Consider the following 19,790-nt stretch of genomic DNA (forward strand, 5'->3'; position numbering starts at 1 on the left):
GATGGACGCGCTGGCGGTCGAGGCGAGGGGGCTGGTGAAGGGCTTCGGCGGGGCGCGCGCGGTCGACGGGGTCGACCTCGCGGTGCCGGCGGGCAGCATCTATGGCGTGCTGGGGCCGAACGGCGCGGGCAAGAGCACGACCCTGCGCATGCTGCTCGGCATCATCGATCCCGATGCCGGCACCCGCACCCTGCTCGGCGCGCGCGATCCGCTGCGCGTTGCCGACCGCGTCGGCTATCTGCCCGAGGAGCGCGGCCTCTATCCGGGCATGACCGCGCAGGAGGCGATCGCCTTCATGGGCGCGCTGCGCGGCCTGCCGTTGGGCGAGGGGCGGCGGCGCGCGCGCGCGATGCTGGAGGCGCAGGATCTGCCGCCCGACCGGCCGATCCGCGCGCTGTCCAAGGGCATGGCGCAGACGGTGCAACTGCTCGGCACGATCGTCCACAAGCCGAAGCTGATCGTGCTCGACGAGCCGTTCTCCGGGCTCGACGCGATCAACCAGGCGCGGCTGGAGGCGCTGATCCGCGAGCAGGCGGAGAGCGGTGCAACCGTGTTGTTCTCGACCCACGTGATCGCCCATGCCGAGCGGCTGTGCGAGCGGATCGCGATCATCGCCGGCGGCCGCGTCCGCTTCGAGGGCACGGTCGCCGAGGCGCGCGGCCGGCTGCGCCCGAGCGTGCGGCTGGCAACCCGCGCGGCGGACGGGCCGTGGCGCGCGGCGCTCCCTGCAGACGCCCGTCGCGAGGACGGCACGTGGACATTCGCGCTGCCGCCCGCGGGGATCGAGCCGTTGCTGTCGGCGCTGATCGACGGCGATGCGGGGATCGAGGCTCTGTCAATCGAGCGGCCGGGGCTGCACGACGCCTTCGTTGCGATCGTCGGCGCACCCTCCGAGCCCGCGGCGGAGGCGGCATGACCCGGCTGTTGCGATCGGCTTGGGTGATCGCGCGGCGCGATTACACCGCGACCGTGCTGTCGCGCACCTTCCTGTTCTTCCTGCTCGGTCCGCTGCTGCCATTGCTGATCGGCGGGCTGTTCGGCGCGATCGTCACCAGTGGCGACGATACGCCGGCCTCATCGCCGATCCTGGTGGCGGGGCCGCCGGCGGCGGTCCACGCCATCATCGATGCGCGCGGGCGGCTGGCGACGCGGCTCGGCGCGGACTGGATGCCGCCGTTGCGCGTCGATACGGGCGCGGCCGATCCGGCGGCGACGATGCTGCTCGGCGGCCTCGACCACCCGGTGCTGACCGGCACCGCCGACGATGTCGCGCGGCTGCGCGGGCCCGTGACGTTGCTGCTGGAGGAGGCGCGTGGGCCGACGCGCTCGTCGCCGCACCTCGCTTTCCGCGCGATCGCGCCGCCGGCCAAGGCGAGCGACGATGGCGGGCGCGAATTCGCCCGCGGCGCGCAGGCCGGGCTGTTCCTGCTGACGATGATCCTCGCCGGCATGCTGATCTCGAACATGGTCGAGGAAAAATCGAGCAAGGTGATCGAGGTTCTGGCCGCCGCCGTGCCGATCGACGCGATCTTCGCGGGCAAGCTGGTCGGCATGCTGGCGGTATCGCTGACCGGCATCGCCGCGTGGGGGACGATGGCGGTCGCGGCGCTGGCATTCGTGCCGCATGCCGGCCTGCCCGCCCCGGCGGTGGGGTGGGCGGCGTTTGTCCTGCTCGCCATCGTCTATTTCTCGACGGTCTATCTGCTGATCGGCGCGCTCTATCTCGGCATCGGCGCGCAGGCGGGCAGCGTGCGCGAGGTGCAGACGATCTCGCTGCCGCTGACGATGCTGCAGCTCCTGTTCTTCGGGCTGGCCTCGACCACGCCGGCGAAGCCCGAAGGCATACTCGCGATCGTCGCCGCGATCGTGCCGTGGAGCTCGCCCTTCGCAATGCTGGCGCGCGCGGTGGTACAGCCGGCTTTGTGGCCGCATGCGTTGGCGCTGGCGTGGCAGCTCGTCTGCCTCGCGCTGATCGTGCGCGTCGGTGCACGGCTGTTTCGTCGCAACGTATTGCGATCGGGGCCGAAAGTCCGGTTGTAAGCCCGATCGCCGGCTCCCACTTTCGCTATCGACGGAGGATGCGTGACATGAGCTTTTCGAGACGGGATCTGATCGGCGCGGCGGGTGTGGCGGCCGTGGGCGGGGCGATGCTGTGGAGCGGCGGCGGCAGCAGTGCGCCGATCCGCTATCCGCTGATGCTGACCGATGCGCAGTGGCGCAAGAAACTGACGCCCGAGGCCTATGCCGTGCTGCGTCAGGCGGCGACCGAGCGGCCCTTCTCCAGCCCGCTGCTCAACGAACACAACAAAGGCACCTTCACCTGTGCCGGCTGCGATCTCCCGAACTTTTCCTCCACCACCAAATTCGACAGCGGCACGGGTTGGCCGAGTTTCTGGGCCGCGCTTAACGGGGCGGTAAGTACTTCCGATGATAATAGCTTAGGCATGAACAGGACGGAGGTACGCTGTAGGCGTTGCGGGGGACATTTGGGCCACGTCTTTGACGATGGTCCGAAGCCTACGGGTCTGCGGTATTGCATGAATGGTACAGCATTACACTTCATTCGAGCCAGCGGCTGAGCTTCGTTATGGCGTCGACGACCACCTGAGGGGCGTCGACGAGACGTCGGCAAAACGCACTGCGCGCCGACGGATGATGCTGTGGGGCTGGGCCTGCCTGGTCGTCCTGTATTTTTCGTGGGAGATGGTGGCCTATCGCGGCCTGTTCGCGCTGGCCGCCGAATGGCAGTTCCACCATCTCGGGCAGGATCTGCCCACCTTCACCTTTGGCGTGCTGGCGACGATCTTTTCCGCGCCCGCGCTCTATCTGTTCCGCCAGCGGACGCGTCGTCGCCATTATCGTGCCGAGGACCAACTGACCGTCCAGGCCGGCGGCGAAGCGGTGCTCGAACTGTACGATGCCCAGCGCGCCACCGCCGCCTCGCGCGACTATAAGCACTTCCTGTACGGCATCACCACCGCGCTCGGCATCGCGACGCTCGCGACCCTGTTGTGGACGCTGACGCTGCCGACACGCGAGGGGCCGGTGCGCGACATCGTCGCCGGTCGCGCCCTTCCCGCCGATGGCCCGGCGCGGCTGGCCGGCACGATCGGCTATGGCCGTATCGCGTCGTACAGCCGTGGCCTGCTGTTCCTGCGCCGCAGCGAGCTCTATGCGCCCGTCTCGCCGCCCGAGGGTCGCGAGGGGCTGGTGCGCGTGTTCATCGAATTCACCCGCGCCGAACGCGCCGATATCCAGAGCGGCGGTACGCTCGCCAACCGCACCGGCATCCTCGTCCGTCGCGATCTGCCGGGCGCGCTGATCCGCCTTTACGCCTATCTCGGCTATCGCGTGGCGCCGCATTACGAGGTGCTCTACGCATCGGCCTTCACGCTGCGCTGGCCTTATTATCTCGCGGCCATCCAGTTCGGTCTCGGCACGCTGGGTTTCCTGCTGGTCGCTTTGCTCCAGAAGCGCCACATCCGCCGGCTCGACCGCATCGTCGAGGACTTCATCCGGCCGGCGCGCGTGAATAAGCGGTAAATTCGCGCTTATCCGTAACGAACAACTTAATGTTGGACAGGCATGGTCTCTATAGGGCCATGCCCAGTCTCGCCCGCTACCTCCCGCTCGCTGCTACCCTGCTGGTAGCGCCGTTGACCTTCGCCTGGGGCGCCAACATGGTGCCCATAGCGTCGCTGGCGGCGGATGCGCCGCACCACGCCACCGTCGAGGTGGCGCGGGCATCGGATGGGCTGTTCTACGCAGACGTCCCCGTTAACGGCCGCAAGATCCACTTCCTGATCGATACCGGCGCCAACGTCATGATGCTGACCGAGGCCGACGCCAAGCGCGTGGGCATCGCCCTGCGCGACGTGCGCTATGGCGGCCACGTCGCCACCGCCTCCGGCCGCGCGGCGATGGCGTGGACGCGCGTCGAACGGGTCGAGCTGGCAGGGCGGACGATGTCCGACGTGCGCGCCGGCGTGGTGGCGCATGGGCTGGAAGTGTCGCTGCTCGGTCAGAACATGCTGTCGAAGCTCGGATCGGTGACGATCGAGGGCGACACGCTGCGGATGGATTGAGCAGGCGAACCGGCTGCCGTTGTGGCGGCAGCCGGATTGTCGATCAGGCGAATTGACGCCCGCGGCGCGCGCGCCCCAGCACGCGCTGAAGCGCACCCACCAGGCCGAAGCCGCCGATCATCAGCGTCCAGCTGGCCGGCTCGGGCACGCCCTGCACCTGCGTGACACCCGCCGGAACGACCGGCGTCGGCGTATTGAGCGCGGCGAAGCTGACAGGGGACGAGAGATCGGGGGCGCTGACCGCGACCGCGCCGATCGAGGCCGGCTCGAATCCGCTCGCGGGCTCGAAGCTCGGCATCACCGGCGGTGTGAAGCCCGGCACGTCGACGATGCGACGATAGCTGGGCGCGGTGGTGATGCGGTGCAGAGTGGTCGGCGGCGTGTAGAGCGAATCGACCTGCATCGGCTCGGGCGCGGCGACCGCGGCGAAGGCGCGCGCGGTTGCGGCAATGGCGTCGTCCACGCCCCAGATCGGCATGAACACCCCGCGCTCGTTCGAAACGGCCACGCCTGCGGCAAGCGCGGCAACGGTCAGGCCGAAGCTGGTGCGCCAGTGGCGGCGCCGCTCGGCAAGCAGCGGAGATACCATCGATAAACCCCTATACGCATACACGAAGCCGATCGGTTCCGGCCTCGAGGCAGCGATTATCACACCTCTCTAACAGCAGGAAGGATGATAGATCGTTAACGCTGCCTCGGGGGCTCCATTCTTGCGCTGCTGCAACGAACTCGGCATCACGCCGTTTGAGCGATACGCCGCCGCGTTCTGCGGATGGGCGATCCCGTTCGAGGACCAGGAATGAGCCCCATCGTCACGCCCGTGATCCTCTCCGGCGGATCGGGCACGCGGCTTTGGCCGCTGTCGCGCACCGGCCGTCCGAAACAATTGTTGAGCCTGACGTCGGCCGATACCATGCTGCAATTGACCGCCAAGCGTACCGGCGGTGCCGGCTTCGCCCAACCGCTGGTGGTGGCGAACGCCGCCCATGCCGACATGATCGAACGCCAGCTGCAGCAGGCCGGCATTTCCGACATGCGGCTGATCCTGGAGCCGGTCGGTCGCAACACCGCCCCGGCCATCGCCGCCGCCGCGCTCGCGCTGGACCGCGATGCGCTGATGCTGGTGATGCCGAGCGATCATGTGATCGACGACGTCGAGGCGTTCCGCCAGGCGGTCGCGATCGCGGTGCCGCTGGTCGCCGACGGCTGGCTCGCCACTTTGGGCATTACCCCCGACCAGCCCGAGACGGGTTATGGCTATATCAAGCGCGGCGCCGAACTGGCGCCGGGCGTGGCGCGGATCGATCGGTTCGTCGAGAAGCCCGATCGCGACACCGCCAGCGCCTATCTGGCCGAGGGCGGCTATAGCTGGAACGGCGGGATCTTCCTGTTCGGCGCGGGCGCCTATCTCGACGCGCTGGAGCGTTATGCGCCGGAGATCCTGAGTGCGGTCCGCACGTCCATGGAAAATGCCCGGCACGAAGGGTCGCGCATCTTCCCGGATCCGCACGCCTTTGCCGCCTCGCCATCGCAGGCGGTCGATTATGCGGTGATGGAGAAGACCGACAAGGCCGCGGTCGTGCCGGTGGAGATGGGCTGGTCCGACGTCGGCAGCTGGGATGCGCTCCATGCCATCTCGGTCCGCGACGAGGGCGACAATGCCCATCACGGCGAGGTGGTCGCGATCGACACCAAGGGCTGCCTGATCCGCAGCGAGGGGCCGCTGGTCGCGGCGGTCGGCGTCAAGGATCTGATCGTGATCGCGACGCCGGATGCGGTGCTGATCCTGCCGCGCGGATCGAGCCAGGATGTCAAGCGCGCGATCCAGGCGCTGGAGAAGGACGGGCACGTCACGCTTCACCGTGCGATGGAGAGCGCCACCGCGCCGATCGGCGGCTGAACGCGTGCCGGCGGCCCGCTTGGGTGGCCCAAAACGGACCTAGTTGCGCCTTCTCTTGAGTTTCCTCCCCCTTAAAGTGGGGGAGGGAGCATCAGATGGGCATACAGGCACGGATCGACAGGCCGGCACGCACGGCCCTGTCGTTAGCGACGCGCGTGTTGATCGTCGAAGATCACGCGTTGCTGGCGACGGTGGCGGCGGACATGATCGAGGATCTCGGCGGCACGATCGCGGCGGTTGCCGTGACCGTCGAGGAGGCGCTTGCCGCCTGCGCCGTCGGCGGCATCACGATCGCGCTGCTCGATCTCGATCTGGGTGGGCATCATAGCGGGCCGGTGGCGCGGGCGCTGGTTGTGGCCGGCATACCCTTCATCGTCACCACCGGCGCCATGCAGGTGCCCGACGGGCTGGGGGAGGCCGCGGTGCTGACCAAGCCCTATGCGTTGGGTGATCTGCGCCGCGCCTTGACCGCACTCGCCGACTGATCCGGCGCCTCGGGCACCAGATCGAGGACTTCCAGCATCGACTGCCAGCGCGGCTGGGGCATTGCGAGCCGCCAGCGTTGCGGCCCGATCCGGTCCAGCAGGCCCAGGATGTTGCGGTCCGGATCGCGCCGATAGGGCATGATGTTTTCCTCGTCGCCCACCGTCATCGCGCCCAGGAACAGCTGGCGCGCCGTGTCGAGCCGATAGAGGCGGCCGTTCGGCCGCTGTGGGCCGCCGGTGACGGTCAGCATGTCGCCGGCGATCCGGCAGTGCAGTCCGTCCTGAACGATGAAATTGGGGATTGCGCGCGCCTGTGCGCCGACCTTGACGAGGCGGCAGCGATAGGCGCCGGCCGGCGGGGGTGATCCCTCCTGCGCGGCGTCGGGCTGCAACAGCGGGCCCTCGCCGTCGATCCGCACACCTTCGCCCGCCGCGCGCGCCTTGTTGACCGCGGAAATCCACGTCACCCGCCAGTCGCGCAGCCGCGTCCGATCGCGGTCGGTGATGACCGCCCCCCATTTCAGGGGCGGCTTTGCCGCCGCCGGCTGCGCCAGCGCGATTGCGAACGGGATCAGCAGGATGGCGCGCGATCTGAACACCGCCGCGCCTTAGCGCGGAGGCCGGACCGGCCGCAATGGCACAGCCTCAGTGCGGACCGAACGGCAACAGCATCGGCACGCGCCGGGCGTAGTCGGCATAGGCGCGGCGCCCCAGCTCGTCGGCGAGGAAACGTTCCTCCACGCGCGCCTTGAGGTGATAGCCGACGATCATCAGCACGCAGCCCGCCAGCGCGATCGGCGTTCCCTTGGCCAGCATGAGCGCGATCGCGCCGAGCAGGATGCCGGTGTAGATCGGATGGCGCACGATGGCGTAGGGGCCGCCATCGACGATGCGGTGCCCCGTCTTGCGGGTGACGTCGACCGACCACAGCCGTCCCAGCGCCACGCGCGCGCTCCACGCAAACGCCATCCCGCCCAGCGCGACCGCCACCATCACCCACCCGGCCGTGGCGGAAAGGTGCCATAGCGGCGGCAGGAAGGGTTGCCACGTCGGCCCGCGCGGGCTCGTCCTGAAGACGCCGTCGCCGAACAGCAGCAGCCAGCCGATCAGATTGACGATGCGATAGGCGGATTGCGGCCGTCCGCCCGCAGCCCGCTCGGTCCCCGCGGTCCAGCGCCACGCAGCGAGCCAGCTCACGGCCCAGGCGAGCCAGATGGCGGTCAAGGCGAGAATGGCATTCGGGGCAGACGCGGACATGGGCAACCCCGTGCTCTGGTGAATTACTGGGATAATACACTTGCGGCCGCCGGGGCGCAATGCAACGCTTTGGGCGCGGCATGCATTCAGGTCGCGGTTGCGGGAGAGGATCGGCCATGCGCCTCGACGATTATCGGGAAAGCGAGAATGTCGAGCAGCAGCAGGCCGGCGGCGGCTCGGGCGGCGGCTTCGGCGGCGGCGGGCTGGGATTGCTGTTCGGGCTGGTAGGCAGCCGCTTCGGGCTGGGCGGGATCGTCGTCCTCGTCATCGGCATGATGCTGTTCGGCATGAACCCGCTGTCGCTGCTCGGCGGTGGTCAGCCGGCGCAGCAGCAGGTGCGCACGACCGGCCAGACGCCGGCGCAGGTCTGCGCGGCCGATCCCGCGCACCGTTTCTCCTGCCGCGTGCTCGCCAGCACCGAGGATACGTGGGGTGCGATCTTCCAGGCGAGCGGCCAGCGTTACACGCCGACCACGCTCAGTTTCTATTCGCAGAACGGCGTGTCGGGCTGCGGCGCGGCGCAGTCAGCGATGGGGCCGTTCTACTGCCCGACCGACAAGAAGGTTTATCTCGACACCAGCTTCTTCCACGAGCTGACCAACCGCTTCCACGCCGGCGGCGATTTCGCGCAGGCCTATGTGATCGCGCACGAGGTGGGCCACCACGTGCAGGATCTGACCGGCATCGCCGACAAGGTGCGGCAGGGCCAGCAGAGCGGCGACGAGGCGCACGCCAATGCGCTGCAGGTGCGGATGGAACTGCAGGCGGATTGCTATGCCGGCGTCTGGGCCCAGCATAATCGCGATCGGCTCGATCCCGGCGACGTCGAAGAAGGGCTGCGCGCCGCCAACGCGATCGGCGACGACACGCTGCAGAAGTCGGCCGGGCGCGTGCCGGTGCCCGACAGCTTCACCCACGGCACCTCGGCCGAACGCGTCGCGTGGCTGCGGCGCGGGATCGACAGCGGCGACGTCGCTCAGTGTGACACGTTCAGCGGATCGATCGACCGCTAGACGCGGTCGCGACGTCAGTCGCCGCCGGTGCGCTCAATATCGGCGCCGACTGCCGAGAGTTTGTCTTCCAGCCGCTCATAGCCGCGGTCGAGATGGTAGATGCGCAGCACCTGCGTCTCGCCCTCGGCCGCGAGCCCGGCCAGGACGAGGCTCATCGAGGCGCGCAGGTCGGTCGCCATCACCGGCGCGCCGGTCAGCCGCGCCACGCCCGTCACGGTCGCGGTGCGCCCGTGCACCTGAATGTCGGCGCCCATCCGCGCGAGTTCGGGGACGTGCATATAGCGATTCTCGAAGATCGTCTCGGTCAGCACGCTCGTGCCCTCCGCCAGCGCCAGCATCGCCATGAACTGCGCCTGCATGTCGGTGGGGAAAGCGGGGAAGGGGGCGGTCGACAGCGTCAGCGGCCGGAGCGGGCCGTCGGCGCGGACCCGAATGCCGTCGGCTTCAACCGTGACGGTCAGGCCGGCTTCGGTGAGGCCGTCGAGGATCGCCGTCATCGCACCGGCATCCGCGCCCTCCAGCAGCAGGTCGCCGCCGGTGATCGCGGCCGCGCAGGCATAGCTGCCGGCCTCGATCCGGTCGGGCATGATCCGATGCTCGGCAGCGTGCAGCCGGTCGCGGCCCTGAATCACCAGCCGGTCGCCGCCGACGCCATCGATCTCGGCGCCCATCGCGATCAGGCAGTGGCACAGATCGGTGATTTCGGGCTCCCGCGCGGCATTCTCGATCACCGTTTCGCCGCGCGCGAGCGCGGCCGCCATCAGCACATTCTCGGTCGCGCCGACCGAGACGATCGGAAAGGTCACCCGGCCGCCGCGCAGGCCGCCGGCCGGCGCGTGCGCGCGGACATAGCCGGCGGTCAGCTCGATCTCCGCGCCCAGCGCTTCCATCGCGCGCAGGTGCAGGTCGATCGGGCGGTTGCCGATCGCGCAGCCGCCCGGCAGCGACACCGTCGCCTCGCCTTCACGCGCCAGCAGCGGCCCCAGCACCAGGATCGAGGCGCGCATGCGGCGGACGATGTCATAGGGTGCGGTGGTCGAGGCGATGCGCTCGGCGGTCAGCGTCATGCGGCGGCCGAAATCGGTGCCGTTGCGCGCGCCGGCGATCGTCGTCGCCACGCCAAGCTCGTTCATCAGGTGGCCGAAACCATCGACATCGGCGAGGCGCGGCAGGTTCGTCAGCGTCAGCGGTTCGTCGGTCAGCAACGCACACGGAAGCAAGGTGAGGGCGGCATTCTTGGCGCCCGAAATGGGCACACGGCCCTCCAGGCGGCGACCGCCACGAATGATGATCCTGTCCATCAGCCGGCTTTATCGACTGCGCACACGCATGCAAGCCGGCTCCCTGTTTCGCCATCGGCTCGGTGCGGAGTTGACCGATGTTAAAGCGGCCATGCCGATGGCCCGTCTAGTAAGCGGGCCAGGGGGGACGGCCTGTTTCATGGGCGAAACTATTCTGATTGAACATTTTAATCGCCACGTCGCGCTGACGGAGGCGGAGCGTGAAGCCATTGCCCAGGTGGTGACGAGCGAGCGTCATTGTCGCCGGGGATCCGTGCTGCGCGCCGAACATGGTGCGCCGGGAGACATATTGCTCGTGCGGAGCGGCTGGCTGTTCAGCTCGGCACTGCTCGAGGATGGCCGGCGACAGATCATTCGTCTGCTGTTCAAGGGCGATCTGCTGGGTCTCGACGGGCTTGCCTTCACCGAGGCGTCGGACGCGACCACGGCGCTGACCGATGCGCATGTCCTGGTGATCGACCGATATGCGCTGGGTGCGCTGTTCGCACGCCACGCCCGACTGGCTGCCGTCTTGTTCGCCACGCAGCAGATCGATCGCGTCGCGCTCACCGATCGGCTGATCTCGCTCGGGCGCAGTTCGGCGCGCGGGCGGGTGGCGGCGTTGCTGCTGTGGATCGCGGAGCGTCTCGGCGCAGCCGGTGAGGATATCGCCGACGGCTTCGCGCTGCCGATGACGCAGGAGGAGATTGGCGACACGACCGGCCTTACGGCGGTCCACGTCAATCGCACGATGCGCGTGCTGGTCGAGCAGGGGCTGATCCAGCGGGGGGCCGGCACGATGCGCATTCTAGAACCGGAAAAGCTCGCCCGCGTCGCCAATCACATGGCGCGCGTGGAGAAGCTCGATCTCAGCTGGCTGCCGGCCGCGCAATAGAGTGCGGCAGAGTGCGGCGGCTGGCGGACCCATCAGGCCAGGCCTGCGCTCAGGCCTTTTCCATCGTGCACTGGAGCGGATGCTGATTTTCGCGGGCGAAGTCGGTCACCTGCGACACCTTGGTCTCGGCGACCTCGTAGGTGAAGATGCCGCACACGCCGACGCCCTTCTGGTGGACGTGGAGCATGACGCGCGTCGCATCCTCGATCCCCATCCGGAAAAAACGCTGCAGGCAAAGGACGACAAACTCCATCGGAGTATAATCGTCGTTCAGCATCAGCACCTTGTAGAGCGATGGCTGCTTGGTGCGGGTGCGCGTGCGGGTGGCGACGCCCACGCCGGTGCCCTCGTCGCCCGTATCCTTGCGGACGGCCATCATCGGGCGATTTACGTTCAGGTCTGTCATGGCTGGATGTGAACGATATGGCATCGCCCGGCGCTGCGGCAAGGGGCTATCGAGGTTAAGCGCCAAGCTGGTGCAAGACGGGGGCACAAACGCAAACGGCCGCCCCCCGAAGGGAGCGGCCGTCGACGGTCCGGTCAGAGCGCCAGAAGGGCGATCAGAGCGTGGTCGACTTGATCTTCTCGGCGGCCACCGCATAGCGGGTCGAGATCGGCTGGGCGATGTCGCTCATCACCTTGAGCAGCGATTCGCTCAGCTTCGAGGCTTCGGCAACCGCGCTGTCGAATGACGCCTTGGCGTACTCGCTCTGCAGCTGGAACAGCTCAGTCGGCGACTTGACGCTGGCGAAGCTCTTGAACGCGGCGCTCGCGGTCTCGAAGCTCTTCTTGCCATATTCGGCGGCTTCCTGGCCGAGCGACTCGCCTGCCTTGGCGGCGACGCGCGCCGAGGTCATCAGCGCCTCGACGTTGCCGCGGGTGAATTCGACCATCTCTTCGCTGATCTTCGTCGACTTCTCGAACGCGGTCTTCATGCGTGCCGAGGCATCGCCGAACATTGCCTGCGCCTTTTCGGCGGCGGCGGCGGGAGACGAGGGGGGAGCGATCGTAGCCATGGGCTCACTTTCCTTGATGGGCACGGTCGTCGCCGCCGGGCCTGGATTGCTATCGTCTTCGATGGCCGGCGACGTCACGGCCTCAACCTGGTGGGGAACATACGCGGGGGGAACTGGAACTGCGGGCGCCGGATCGGCCGCTGCCTTGCGCACCGGCTTCGCCTTGACGATCGGCGCGGCGGCGGGAACGTCAATGGCTCCGTCAACCGGCGACTGAACGGATTCGGGATTTTTGCGGGGGCGGCCAGGACGGCGCTTCGGAAGTTCGCCGATGTCGGTCATCGTCCTTATCCGCTCCTACTTTGTTGCGGCGCACAATAACGCATCCGCCGAGTCGGCGCAACACTTTTTGTGCAGTGCAACAAAAGTCAGAAATCGACCTTGTCGTAATGATCGGGCGGGGCGATCACCTCCATCCGCTCCGACAGAAGCGGGCGGAAGCTCGGCCGGCTTTTCATTCCCGCATACCAGTGGCGCGTGCGCTCGTGCCCGCGCCAGTCGATGCCGCCCAGATAATCGGCGACCGAAATGTGGGCGGCCGCCGCAAGATCGGCGAGACTGAACAACGGGCCGCCGATCCAGCGGCGATGATCGAGCAGCCAGTCGACATAATCGAGATGGCTGTTGGCGAGCCGCATCGCCTCGCGCAGCATCTTGGCATCGGGCGAGATGCGATGGACGAGGCGCTTCTCCATCCGCTCGTACATCAATGGCCGGCCGACCTCGTCGTGAAACTTCAGATCGAACCACGCCACCAGCCGGCGCACCTCGGCACGGTTGGCGGCGGTGCCCGGCAGCATGATCGCCCGATCGACCGTCTCTTCCAGATAATCGCAGATCGCGGTGGAATCGATCAGCACCAGATTCTGCGCGCGATCGACCAGCACCGGCGTCTGGCCGGTCGGATTCATGTCGACAAACTCGTCGCGCTGTTCCCACGGCGATTCGCGCACCAGCTCGGCGCCTTCGCCTTTCTCGCCCATCAGCAGGCGGACCTTGCGGGAATAAGGACAGAGCGGGAATTGATAGAGCTGCCAGGACATTGACGGATGCTTATCGCGCGCGGCGCGTCATGTCAGTCGGCGCGTCACCAAAATTTCGCGCGGCGGCATCCGCAGCCCATGCGGCGTCGTACCTGGGTCGTCCGTCCGGGACGACAGGAGAGACCATGATGATGAAAAGCCCGCTTCGCGCGACGATGCTCGCGATCGCCTGCGCCACGCTCGCCCCCGTCGCGGTCGCCAACCCCATGGTCGGCGGCGCGGCGATGTATCCGACCAAGACGATCGTCGACAATGCGGTCAATTCGAAGGATCACACCACGCTCGTGGCGGCGGTCAAGGCGGCGGGGCTGGTGGACACCTTGTCGGGGCCGGGCCCGTTCACCGTCTTCGCGCCGACCAACGAGGCGTTCGCCAAGCTGCCGGCGGGTACGGTCGACACGCTGGTGAAGCCCGAGAACAAGGACATGCTCACCAAGATCCTGACCTATCACGTGGTTTCGGGCCGGATGACGGGCAAGGACATCGCCGCGGCGATCAAGGCGGGTAGTGGCAAGGCGACCCTCACCACGGTCGAGGGTGAGCCGCTCACCGCCAGCATGATGGGCGGCAAGCTGATGCTCACCGACGCAAAGGGCGGCATGTCGACGGTCACGATCAAGGACGTGATGCAGTCGAACGGCGTGATCCACGTCGTCGACACCGTGCTGATGCCGTAACCCCCCCAACGGTATCGCACGATGGGCGGGCCGGGGGAGCGATCCTCCGGCCCGTTTGCCGTTCGGTTGTCAGACGATGCCGGCCGACCGCAGGATCATTCGGCGGCGACCGCCTCGGGTTCCGCATCGTCCAGCGGCTGCGACAGCCGCCCCAGCATCTCCTTCGGCACCACCTGCCAGAATTGCCCGCGCCAGCGATCCCAATCGTCGAGGATATTGTGCGACCAGCGGCTGTCGGTTTTCACCGCATGCGCGGCGATCAGCGTCTTCAGCCGCGCTTCCCACCACGCCGAGCCGAGCCGGCGCCACAGGATGCTCTCCGGATTGGCGTGGCTGGCGAAGCTCTCGTCCTCGTCGAGCACGAACGCCATGCCGCCGGTCATCCCCGCGCCGAAATTGTCGCCGACCTTGCCGAGGATCACGGCGATGCCGCCGGTCATATATTCGCAGCCATTGGCGCCGCAGCCTTCGACCACCACCGTCGCGCCCGAATTACGCACGGCGAAGCGCTCGCCCGCCTGGCCCGCGGCCAGCAGCGTGCCCGAGGTCGCGCCGTAGAGGACGGTATTGCCGATGATCGTGTTGGCGCGGCTTTCGAGCGGGCTCGACACCATCGGGCGGACCACGATCGTGCCGCCCGACAGGCCCTTGCCGACATAATCATTGGCCTCGCCGAACACCTCCAGCGTCACGCCCTTCACCGCGAACGCGCCGAGCGACTGGCCGGCCGAGCCGCGCAGGCGGACATGGACGTGTCCGTCGGCGAGCGTGTTCATGCCATATTTGGCGGTGATCTCGGCCGAGAGGCGCGTGCCGACCGCGCGATGCGTGTTCCGCACCGTATAGGTGAGCTGCATCTTCTCGCGCCGCGCGAACACCGGCGCCGCATCCTTGATCATCTGCGCGTCGAGGCTGTCGGGCACCTCGTTGCGGAAGGTGTTGAGCTGGAAGCGGCGATGATGATCCGGCGCATCGACCTTGGCGAGGATCGGGTTGAGATCGAGATCGTCGAGATGCTCGGCGCCGCGGCTGACCTGGCGGAGCAGTTCGGTCCGACCGATCACCTCGTCGAGGCTGCGCACGCCGAGGCGCGCCAATATCTCGCGCACCTCCTCGGCGATGAAGGTCATCAGGTTGATGACCTTCTCGGGCGTGCCGACGAACTTGGCGCGCAGCGCGTCGTCCTGCGTGCAGACGCCGACCGGGCAGGTGTTGGAATGGCACTGGCGTACCATGATGCAGCCCATCGCGACGAGGCTGAGCGTGCCGATGCCATATTCCTCGGCGCCGAGGATCGCGGCGATGACGATGTCGCGCCCGGTTTTGAGGCCGCCGTCGGTGCGCAGCTTGACGCGATGGCGCAGGCCGTTGAGCGTTAGCACCTGATTGACCTCGGACAGGCCCATCTCCCACGGCGTGCCGGCATATTTGATGCTGGTCTGCGGCGATGCGCCGGTGCCGCCGACATGGCCGGCGACGAGGATCGCGTCGGCATGCGCCTTGGCGACGCCCGCCGCGACCGTGCCGATGCCGGCCGACGAGACGAGCTTCACGCACACCCGCGCGCGCGGATTGATCTGCTTCAGATCGTAGATGAGCTGCGCCAGATCCTCGATCGAATAGATGTCATGGTGGGGCGGGGGAGAGATCAACGTCACGCCCGGCGTCGAGTGGCGCAGGCGCGCGATCATCTCGGTCACCTTGAAGCCGGGCAGCTGGCCGCCCTCGCCGGGCTTGGCGCCCTGCGCCACCTTGATCTCCAATTCCTCGGCCGAGCCCAGATATTCGGCGGTGACGCCGAAGCGGCCCGACGCGATCTGCTTGATGACCGAATTGGCGTTGTCGCCATTCTCGTAGGGCGTGAAGCGGCGCGAATCCTCGCCGCCCTCGCCCGATACCGCCTTGGCGCCGATGCGGTTCATTGCGATCGCCAGCGTCTCGTGCGCTTCGGGCGAGAGCGCGCCGAGGCTCATGCCGGGGGTGACGAAGCGCTTGCGAATCTCGGTGATCGCCTCGACCGTGTCGATCGGCACGGCGTCCTTCGCCCAGTTGAACTCCATCAGATCGCGCAGATAGATGGGCGGCAGCTCGCGCACACCGCGCGAGAATTGGAGATATTGCGAGTAGCTGTCGGTCGACACCGCGGTCTGCAGCAGATGCATCAGCTGCGCCGAATAAGCATGGCTCTCGCCGCCCGCGCGCTGGCGGTAGAATCCGCCGATCGGCAGCACCGCCGCGCCGCCGCCATAGGCCTTGTCCTGCCGCAGCTTCGCCGAAAGCTGGAGCGAGGCGTAACCTTCGCCCGAAATCTTCGCCGGCATGCCGGGGAAGAAGTCGTTCACCAGCGCGCGGCTGAGGCCGACCGCCTCGAAATTATAGCCGCCGCGATAGGATGAGATGACGGCGATGCCCATCTTGCTCATGATCTTGAGCAGGCCGTCGTCGATCGCCTTGCGCCAGCGCTTGAAGCATTCGTCGAGGCCGACATCGCCGAACAGGCCGCGCGCATGGCGATCGGCGATCGCCGCCTCGGCCAGATAGGCGTTTACGGTGGTCGCGCCGACGCCGATCAGCACCGCATAATAATGCGTGTCGAGGCATTCGGCCGAGCGCACGTTGACCGAGGCGTAGGAGCGCAGCCCCTTGCGGACGAGGTGGGTGTGCACCGCCGCCGCCGCCAGCACCATCGCGATCGAGATGCGGTCCTCGCCGGCATGCTCGTCGGTCAGGAACAGCTCGCTCTTGCCCTCGCGCACCGCCTGCTCGGCCTCGCGCCGCACGCGCGCGATCGCCTGGCGCAGCGTGTCGGGGGCGTCGTCGGCCGGGTAGGTGCAGTCGATCACCGCATGCGCCGAGCCGAAATAGCTGCGCAGCGCGGTCCAGTCGCGGCTGGTGAGCACAGGACTGTCGAGCACCAGCACGCCGGATTGCTGCGCCTCGGTGTCGAGGATGTTGGCGAGGTTTCCGAACCGCGTCTTCAGGCTCATCACGCGCGTCTCGCGCAGCGAGTCGATCGGCGGGTTGGTGACCTGGCTGAAATTCTGGCGGAAGAAGTGGCTGATGAGCCGCGGCTTGTCCGAGATGACCGCAAGTGGCGTGTCGTCGCCCATCGAGCCGATCGCTTCCTTGGCGGTCTCGACCTGCGGCGCGAGGATCAGCTCCATGTCCTCCATCGACTGGCCGGCGGCGATCTGGCGGCGGATCAGCTCGGCGCGCGGCCATTCGGGCCGACAATGCCCCTCGGGTGCGGTGAGGTCGGCCATCGCGCGGAAGCCCTGGACCCACTCGCCATAGGGTGCCTCGCCGGCGATGCGCGCCTTGATCTCGGCATCGTCGTAGAAGCGGCCTTCCTCCAGATCGATCGCGATCATCTGGCCGGGGCCCATGCGACCCTTCGCCACTGCGGAGCTTTCGGGCACGACGACCATGCCGGCCTCGGAGCCGACGATCAGCAGATTGTCGGCGGTGCGCAACGTGCGCAACGGGCGGAGCGCGTTGCGGTCGACACCCGCCACGACCCAGCGGCCGTCGGTCATCGCCAGCGCCGCCGGGCCGTCCCACGGCTCCATCACGCTCGCAAAATAGTTGTACATGTCGAGCACCGGCTGCGGATGGTCGCTGCCGATCACCGCCTCCGGCACCAGCATCAGCTTCGCGGTCGGCGCATCGCGGCCCGAGCGGCAGATCGTCTCGAACGCGGCATCCAGCGCGGCGGTGTCCGACGCGCCGGCCGGGATGACCGGCTTGATGTCCTCCGAATGCTGGCCGAACGCGAGGCTGGCCATCTTGATCTCGTGGCTCTTCATCCAGTTCTTGTTGCCGCGGATCGTGTTGATCTCGCCATTATGCGCGAGGCAGCGGAACGGCTGCGCCAGCCACCATTGCGGGAAGGTGTTGGTCGAATAACGCTGGTGGAAGATCGCGACGCGGCTGATGAAGCGCTCGTCGCGCAGGTCGGGAAAGAAGACCGACAGCTCGGCGGCGAGGAACAGCCCCTTGTAGATGATCGAGCGGCACGACAGCGAACACAGGTAGCAACCCTGGATCTGCGCCTCGATCAGCTTCTTCTCGATGCGGCGGCGGACGAGATAGAGCTTCTTCTCGAACTCGTCGGCGGTCTCCTCGTCCGGCAGCGGGCCGGCGATCATGATCTGCTCGATCTCGGGCCGGGTCAGCATCGCCTTGTCGCCGATCACCGACACGTCGACCGGCACCTGGCGCCAGCCGTAGATGGTGTAGCCGAAATCGATGATCTCGCTCTCGACGATCGTTCGACACGTCTCCTGTGCACCGAGATCGGTACGCGGCAGGAAGATCATGCCGACCGCGAGGCGGTTGGCGCGCGGCGTATGGCCGGCGGCCTCGATGCAATCGTCGAAGAAGCGGGCGGGCAGGTCGACATGGATGCCCGCGCCGTCGCCGGTCTTGCCGTCGGCATCGACCGCGCCGCGGTGCCATACCGCCTTCAGCGCCTCGATCGCCGCGCTGACGACGCGACGCGACGGCTTGCCGTCGGTCGCGGCGACGAGGCCGACGCCGCAGGCGTCGCCCTCGAATTCGGGCCGGTACATGCCCTCGCGGGCGATGCGCTCGCGCTCGGCCTCGCTCGCCAGGAACTCTGTCGACATCACGCCGCCTCCCTCTGTGCGGTCTTCGCCTTCGCCTTCAGCCAGCCGTGGATCCGCTCGCTGACGTCGCGGCCGTCGCGGACCGCCCACACCACCAGGCTCGCCCCGCGCACGATGTCGCCGGCGGCGAAGACGCCGTCCATGCTCGTCATCATCGACTTGTGGTCGATGCGCACCGTGCCCCAGCGGGTGACGGTGAGTGCGGGGGCGCCGAACAGCCGCGGCAATTCCTCGGGATCGAAGCCGAGCGCCTTGACCACCAGATCGGCGTCGAGCCGGTAGCCGCCGGCGGGATCGACCTCGGGCGCGCGCCGGCCCGAGGCGTCGGCCTCGCCCAGCCGCATCTTCGTCACCTGCACGCCCGCGACCGCGCCGGCGCTGTCGTGAAACGCCTCGGGGGCGGCGAGCCAGACGAACTCGACGCCTTCCTCCTCGGCATTCTTCACCTCGCGCTGCGAGCCCGGCATGTTGGCCCGGTCGCGCCGGTAGAGGCAGCGTACCGAGGCGGCGCCTTGCCGCACGGCGGTGCGCACGCAATCCATCGCGGTGTCGCCGCCGCCGACGACCACGACATGCTTGCCGGTCGCGTTCAACGTGCCGTCGTCATAGGCCGGCACCGCATCGCCGAAGCCCTTGCGATTGGAAGCGGTGAGATAGTCGAGCGCCTCGACCACGCCGGCGGCGCCGACGCCCGGCGCCTTGATCGCGCGCGGCTTGTAGACGCCGGTGCAGATCACGACCGCGTCGTGGCGCGTCCGCAATTCCGCCAGCGTGGCGTCGCGGCCGACCTCGAAGCCGTGATGGAATACCACGCCGCCCGCCGCGAGCCGATCGACGCGGCGCTGGACGACATGCTTCTCCAGCTTGAAACCGGGGATGCCGTAGACCAGCAGGCCGCCCATGCGATCGTGGCGATCATAGACGTGGACGTCGTAGCCGTGGCTGCGCATCAGATCCGCCACGGTCAGCCCGGCCGGGCCGGCCCCGATCACGCCGATCGACTGGCCGCGCGCCGGCCCCGGCGTCAGCGGTTCGACCCAGCCTTCTTCCCACGCCGTATCGGTGATGAACTTCTCGACCGATCCGATCGTGACCGCGCCATGGCCCGAAAATTCGATGACGCAATTGCCCTCGCACAGCCGATCCTGCGGGCAGATGCGGCCGCAGATTTCGGGCATGGTCGAAGTCGCGTTGGACAGCTCATAGGCCTCGCGCAGCCGCCCCTCGGCGGTCAGTCGCAGCCAATCGGGGATATGGTTGTGCAGCGGGCAGTGCGTCGAGCAATAGGGCACGCCGCATTGCGAGCAGCGCGACGATTGCTCCTCCGCCTTCGCCACGGCGAAGCTGCGCGCAATCTCGCCGAAATCGCTCGCGCGTTCGCCGGATGCGCGTTTCTCGGGATAATCCTGCCCGACCGTCGTGAATTGAAGCATGCCGACCATGTGCGCCTCCGCTTGAGGCGCACATGACTCATCCGGCGGCCTGAGTCACGGCCAAATCCGGAGATAGGT

At 67.8% G+C, this 19,790-nt stretch carries 19 protein-coding genes; 10 read left to right on the top strand and 9 right to left on the bottom strand.

The genetic code is table 11. The features are described from left to right. Window position 1: 1 nt before the first annotated feature. The 5 genes from K8P63_RS04390 to K8P63_RS04410 all read left to right on the top strand — a co-directional run bounded on the left by K8P63_RS04390 (window position 2) and on the right by K8P63_RS04410 (window position 4,085). Entirely contained in the window at window positions 2–916 is a 915-nt protein-coding gene (locus K8P63_RS04390; protein ID WP_223798649.1) for an ABC transporter ATP-binding protein, read from the top strand. Beyond that, complete coding sequence (locus tag K8P63_RS04395) at window positions 913–2,040, top strand: ABC transporter permease (protein ID WP_223798650.1); 1,128 nt, start codon at window positions 913–915, stop codon at window positions 2,038–2,040. Before K8P63_RS04390 ends, K8P63_RS04395 begins: the two co-directional genes overlap by 4 nt. 47 nt (window positions 2,041–2,087) lie before the next feature. Beyond that, window positions 2,088–2,579: a peptide-methionine (R)-S-oxide reductase MsrB gene (gene msrB / locus K8P63_RS04400; protein WP_223798651.1), complete on the top strand. Its 492-nt coding sequence runs from the start codon at window positions 2,088–2,090 to the stop codon at window positions 2,577–2,579. Between the two features lie 76 nt (window positions 2,580–2,655). Beyond that, window positions 2,656–3,543 (top strand): hypothetical protein, encoded by an 888-nt coding sequence (locus tag K8P63_RS04405; RefSeq protein WP_223798652.1) that lies wholly within the window; start codon window positions 2,656–2,658, stop codon window positions 3,541–3,543. Between the two features lie 59 nt (window positions 3,544–3,602). Then, window positions 3,603–4,085 (top strand): retropepsin-like aspartic protease family protein, encoded by a 483-nt coding sequence (locus K8P63_RS04410; RefSeq protein ID WP_223798653.1) that lies wholly within the window; start codon window positions 3,603–3,605, stop codon window positions 4,083–4,085. 43 nt (window positions 4,086–4,128) lie between these two features. Here the strand turns inward: K8P63_RS04410 and K8P63_RS04415 are convergent, their stop codons facing one another. Beyond that, on the bottom strand, window positions 4,129–4,674 hold the full coding sequence (locus K8P63_RS04415) for a PEPxxWA-CTERM sorting domain-containing protein (protein ID WP_223798654.1): 546 nt from the start codon (window positions 4,672–4,674) through the stop codon (window positions 4,129–4,131). A 210-nt stretch (window positions 4,675–4,884) separates the two neighbouring features. Here K8P63_RS04415 and K8P63_RS04420 point away from each other — a divergent pair, with 210 nt between their 5' ends. Further along, window positions 4,885–5,985 carry a mannose-1-phosphate guanylyltransferase/mannose-6-phosphate isomerase gene (locus K8P63_RS04420; RefSeq protein WP_223798655.1) on the top strand — a complete coding sequence of 367 codons (1,101 nt, stop codon included), beginning with the start codon at window positions 4,885–4,887 and terminating at the stop codon, window positions 5,983–5,985. Window positions 5,986–6,080: 95 nt separating this feature from the next. Further along, complete coding sequence (locus K8P63_RS04425; protein WP_223798656.1) at window positions 6,081–6,470, top strand: response regulator; 390 nt, start codon at window positions 6,081–6,083, stop codon at window positions 6,468–6,470. Here the strand turns inward: K8P63_RS04425 and K8P63_RS04430 are convergent. Further along, on the bottom strand, window positions 6,422–7,069 hold the full coding sequence (locus tag K8P63_RS04430; RefSeq protein ID WP_223798657.1) for a DUF4893 domain-containing protein: 648 nt from the start codon (window positions 7,067–7,069) through the stop codon (window positions 6,422–6,424). The two genes, K8P63_RS04425 and K8P63_RS04430, sit on opposite strands and share 49 nt — an antisense overlap. Before the next feature lie 46 nt (window positions 7,070–7,115). Then, a complete protein-coding gene (locus tag K8P63_RS04435) occupies window positions 7,116–7,727 on the bottom strand; it encodes a methyltransferase family protein (RefSeq protein WP_223798658.1) in 612 nt (203 codons plus the stop codon). A gap of 116 nt (window positions 7,728–7,843) precedes the next feature. Between K8P63_RS04435 and ypfJ the strand changes: the two genes are divergently transcribed. After that, window positions 7,844–8,740, top strand: a complete 897-nt coding sequence (gene ypfJ, locus K8P63_RS04440) for a KPN_02809 family neutral zinc metallopeptidase (protein WP_223798659.1) — start codon at window positions 7,844–7,846, stop codon at window positions 8,738–8,740. A gap of 14 nt (window positions 8,741–8,754) precedes the next feature. Here the strand turns inward: ypfJ and murA are convergent, their stop codons facing one another. Continuing rightward, window positions 8,755–10,041 (bottom strand): UDP-N-acetylglucosamine 1-carboxyvinyltransferase, encoded by a 1,287-nt coding sequence (murA, locus tag K8P63_RS04445; protein WP_223798660.1) that lies wholly within the window; start codon window positions 10,039–10,041, stop codon window positions 8,755–8,757. 139 nt (window positions 10,042–10,180) lie between these two features. Between murA and K8P63_RS04450 the strand changes: the two genes are divergently transcribed. Further along, window positions 10,181–10,915, top strand: a complete 735-nt coding sequence (locus K8P63_RS04450; RefSeq protein ID WP_223798661.1) for a Crp/Fnr family transcriptional regulator — start codon at window positions 10,181–10,183, stop codon at window positions 10,913–10,915. Between the two features lie 49 nt (window positions 10,916–10,964). On the opposite strand, the gene clpS is transcribed toward K8P63_RS04450, so the two are convergent. The 3 genes from clpS to K8P63_RS04465 all read right to left on the bottom strand — a co-directional run bounded on the left by clpS (window position 10,965) and on the right by K8P63_RS04465 (window position 12,974). Further along, window positions 10,965–11,291 carry an ATP-dependent Clp protease adapter ClpS gene (clpS, locus tag K8P63_RS04455; protein ID WP_223798662.1) on the bottom strand — a complete coding sequence of 109 codons (327 nt, stop codon included), beginning with the start codon at window positions 11,289–11,291 and terminating at the stop codon, window positions 10,965–10,967. A gap of 184 nt (window positions 11,292–11,475) precedes the next feature. Continuing rightward, complete coding sequence (locus K8P63_RS04460; RefSeq protein ID WP_223798663.1) at window positions 11,476–12,213, bottom strand: phasin family protein; 738 nt, start codon at window positions 12,211–12,213, stop codon at window positions 11,476–11,478. 86 nt (window positions 12,214–12,299) lie between these two features. After that, window positions 12,300–12,974 carry a glutathione S-transferase family protein gene (locus K8P63_RS04465; protein WP_223798664.1) on the bottom strand — a complete coding sequence of 225 codons (675 nt, stop codon included), beginning with the start codon at window positions 12,972–12,974 and terminating at the stop codon, window positions 12,300–12,302. A gap of 131 nt (window positions 12,975–13,105) precedes the next feature. Here K8P63_RS04465 and K8P63_RS04470 point away from each other — a divergent pair, with 131 nt between their 5' ends. Next, window positions 13,106–13,651 (top strand): fasciclin domain-containing protein, encoded by a 546-nt coding sequence (locus tag K8P63_RS04470; protein WP_398288838.1) that lies wholly within the window; start codon window positions 13,106–13,108, stop codon window positions 13,649–13,651. Window positions 13,652–13,746: 95 nt separating this feature from the next. On the opposite strand, the gene gltB is transcribed toward K8P63_RS04470, so the two are convergent. Together gltB and K8P63_RS04480 are read right to left on the bottom strand one after the other, a co-directional pair. After that, a complete protein-coding gene (gene gltB / locus K8P63_RS04475) occupies window positions 13,747–18,279 on the bottom strand; it encodes a glutamate synthase large subunit (RefSeq protein ID WP_223798665.1) in 4,533 nt (1,510 codons plus the stop codon). After that, window positions 18,279–19,712 (bottom strand): NAD(P)-dependent oxidoreductase, encoded by a 1,434-nt coding sequence (locus tag K8P63_RS04480; RefSeq protein WP_223799725.1) that lies wholly within the window; start codon window positions 19,710–19,712, stop codon window positions 18,279–18,281. The genes gltB and K8P63_RS04480 overlap by 1 nt, the downstream gene beginning before the upstream one ends. Window positions 19,713–19,790: the final 78 nt, after the last annotated feature.

It is taken from the genome of Sphingomonas nostoxanthinifaciens (assembly GCF_019930585.1).
Taxonomy (GTDB): domain Bacteria; phylum Pseudomonadota; class Alphaproteobacteria; order Sphingomonadales; family Sphingomonadaceae; genus Sphingomonas_I; species Sphingomonas_I nostoxanthinifaciens.

Bases quoted from the DNA above. Each gene is read 5' to 3' on its own strand.
- murA (WP_223798660.1), bottom strand. From the start codon at position 10,041: ATGGACAGGATCATCATTCGTGGCGGTCGCCGCCTGGAGGGCCGTGTG.
- K8P63_RS04480 (WP_223799725.1), bottom strand. From the start codon at position 19,712: ATGCTTCAATTCACGACGGTCGGGCAGGATTATCCCGAGAAACGCGCA.
- clpS (WP_223798662.1), bottom strand. From the start codon at position 11,291: ATGGCCGTCCGCAAGGATACGGGCGACGAGGGCACCGGCGTGGGCGTC.
- K8P63_RS04450 (WP_223798661.1), top strand. From the start codon at position 10,181: ATGGGCGAAACTATTCTGATTGAACATTTTAATCGCCACGTCGCGCTG.
- K8P63_RS04405 (WP_223798652.1), top strand. From the start codon at position 2,656: ATGCTGTGGGGCTGGGCCTGCCTGGTCGTCCTGTATTTTTCGTGGGAG.
- K8P63_RS04415 (WP_223798654.1), bottom strand. From the start codon at position 4,674: ATGGTATCTCCGCTGCTTGCCGAGCGGCGCCGCCACTGGCGCACCAGC.
- K8P63_RS04460 (WP_223798663.1), bottom strand. From the start codon at position 12,213: ATGACCGACATCGGCGAACTTCCGAAGCGCCGTCCTGGCCGCCCCCGC.
- K8P63_RS04465 (WP_223798664.1), bottom strand. From the start codon at position 12,974: ATGTCCTGGCAGCTCTATCAATTCCCGCTCTGTCCTTATTCCCGCAAG.
- K8P63_RS04410 (WP_223798653.1), top strand. From the start codon at position 3,603: ATGCCCAGTCTCGCCCGCTACCTCCCGCTCGCTGCTACCCTGCTGGTA.
- K8P63_RS04425 (WP_223798656.1), top strand. From the start codon at position 6,081: ATGGGCATACAGGCACGGATCGACAGGCCGGCACGCACGGCCCTGTCG.
- K8P63_RS04395 (WP_223798650.1), top strand. From the start codon at position 913: ATGACCCGGCTGTTGCGATCGGCTTGGGTGATCGCGCGGCGCGATTAC.
- msrB (WP_223798651.1), top strand. From the start codon at position 2,088: ATGAGCTTTTCGAGACGGGATCTGATCGGCGCGGCGGGTGTGGCGGCC.
- K8P63_RS04390 (WP_223798649.1), top strand. From the start codon at position 2: ATGGACGCGCTGGCGGTCGAGGCGAGGGGGCTGGTGAAGGGCTTCGGC.
- gltB (WP_223798665.1), bottom strand. From the start codon at position 18,279: ATGTCGACAGAGTTCCTGGCGAGCGAGGCCGAGCGCGAGCGCATCGCC.
- ypfJ (WP_223798659.1), top strand. From the start codon at position 7,844: ATGCGCCTCGACGATTATCGGGAAAGCGAGAATGTCGAGCAGCAGCAG.
- K8P63_RS04420 (WP_223798655.1), top strand. From the start codon at position 4,885: ATGAGCCCCATCGTCACGCCCGTGATCCTCTCCGGCGGATCGGGCACG.
- K8P63_RS04435 (WP_223798658.1), bottom strand. From the start codon at position 7,727: ATGTCCGCGTCTGCCCCGAATGCCATTCTCGCCTTGACCGCCATCTGG.
- K8P63_RS04470 (WP_398288838.1), top strand. From the start codon at position 13,106: ATGAAAAGCCCGCTTCGCGCGACGATGCTCGCGATCGCCTGCGCCACG.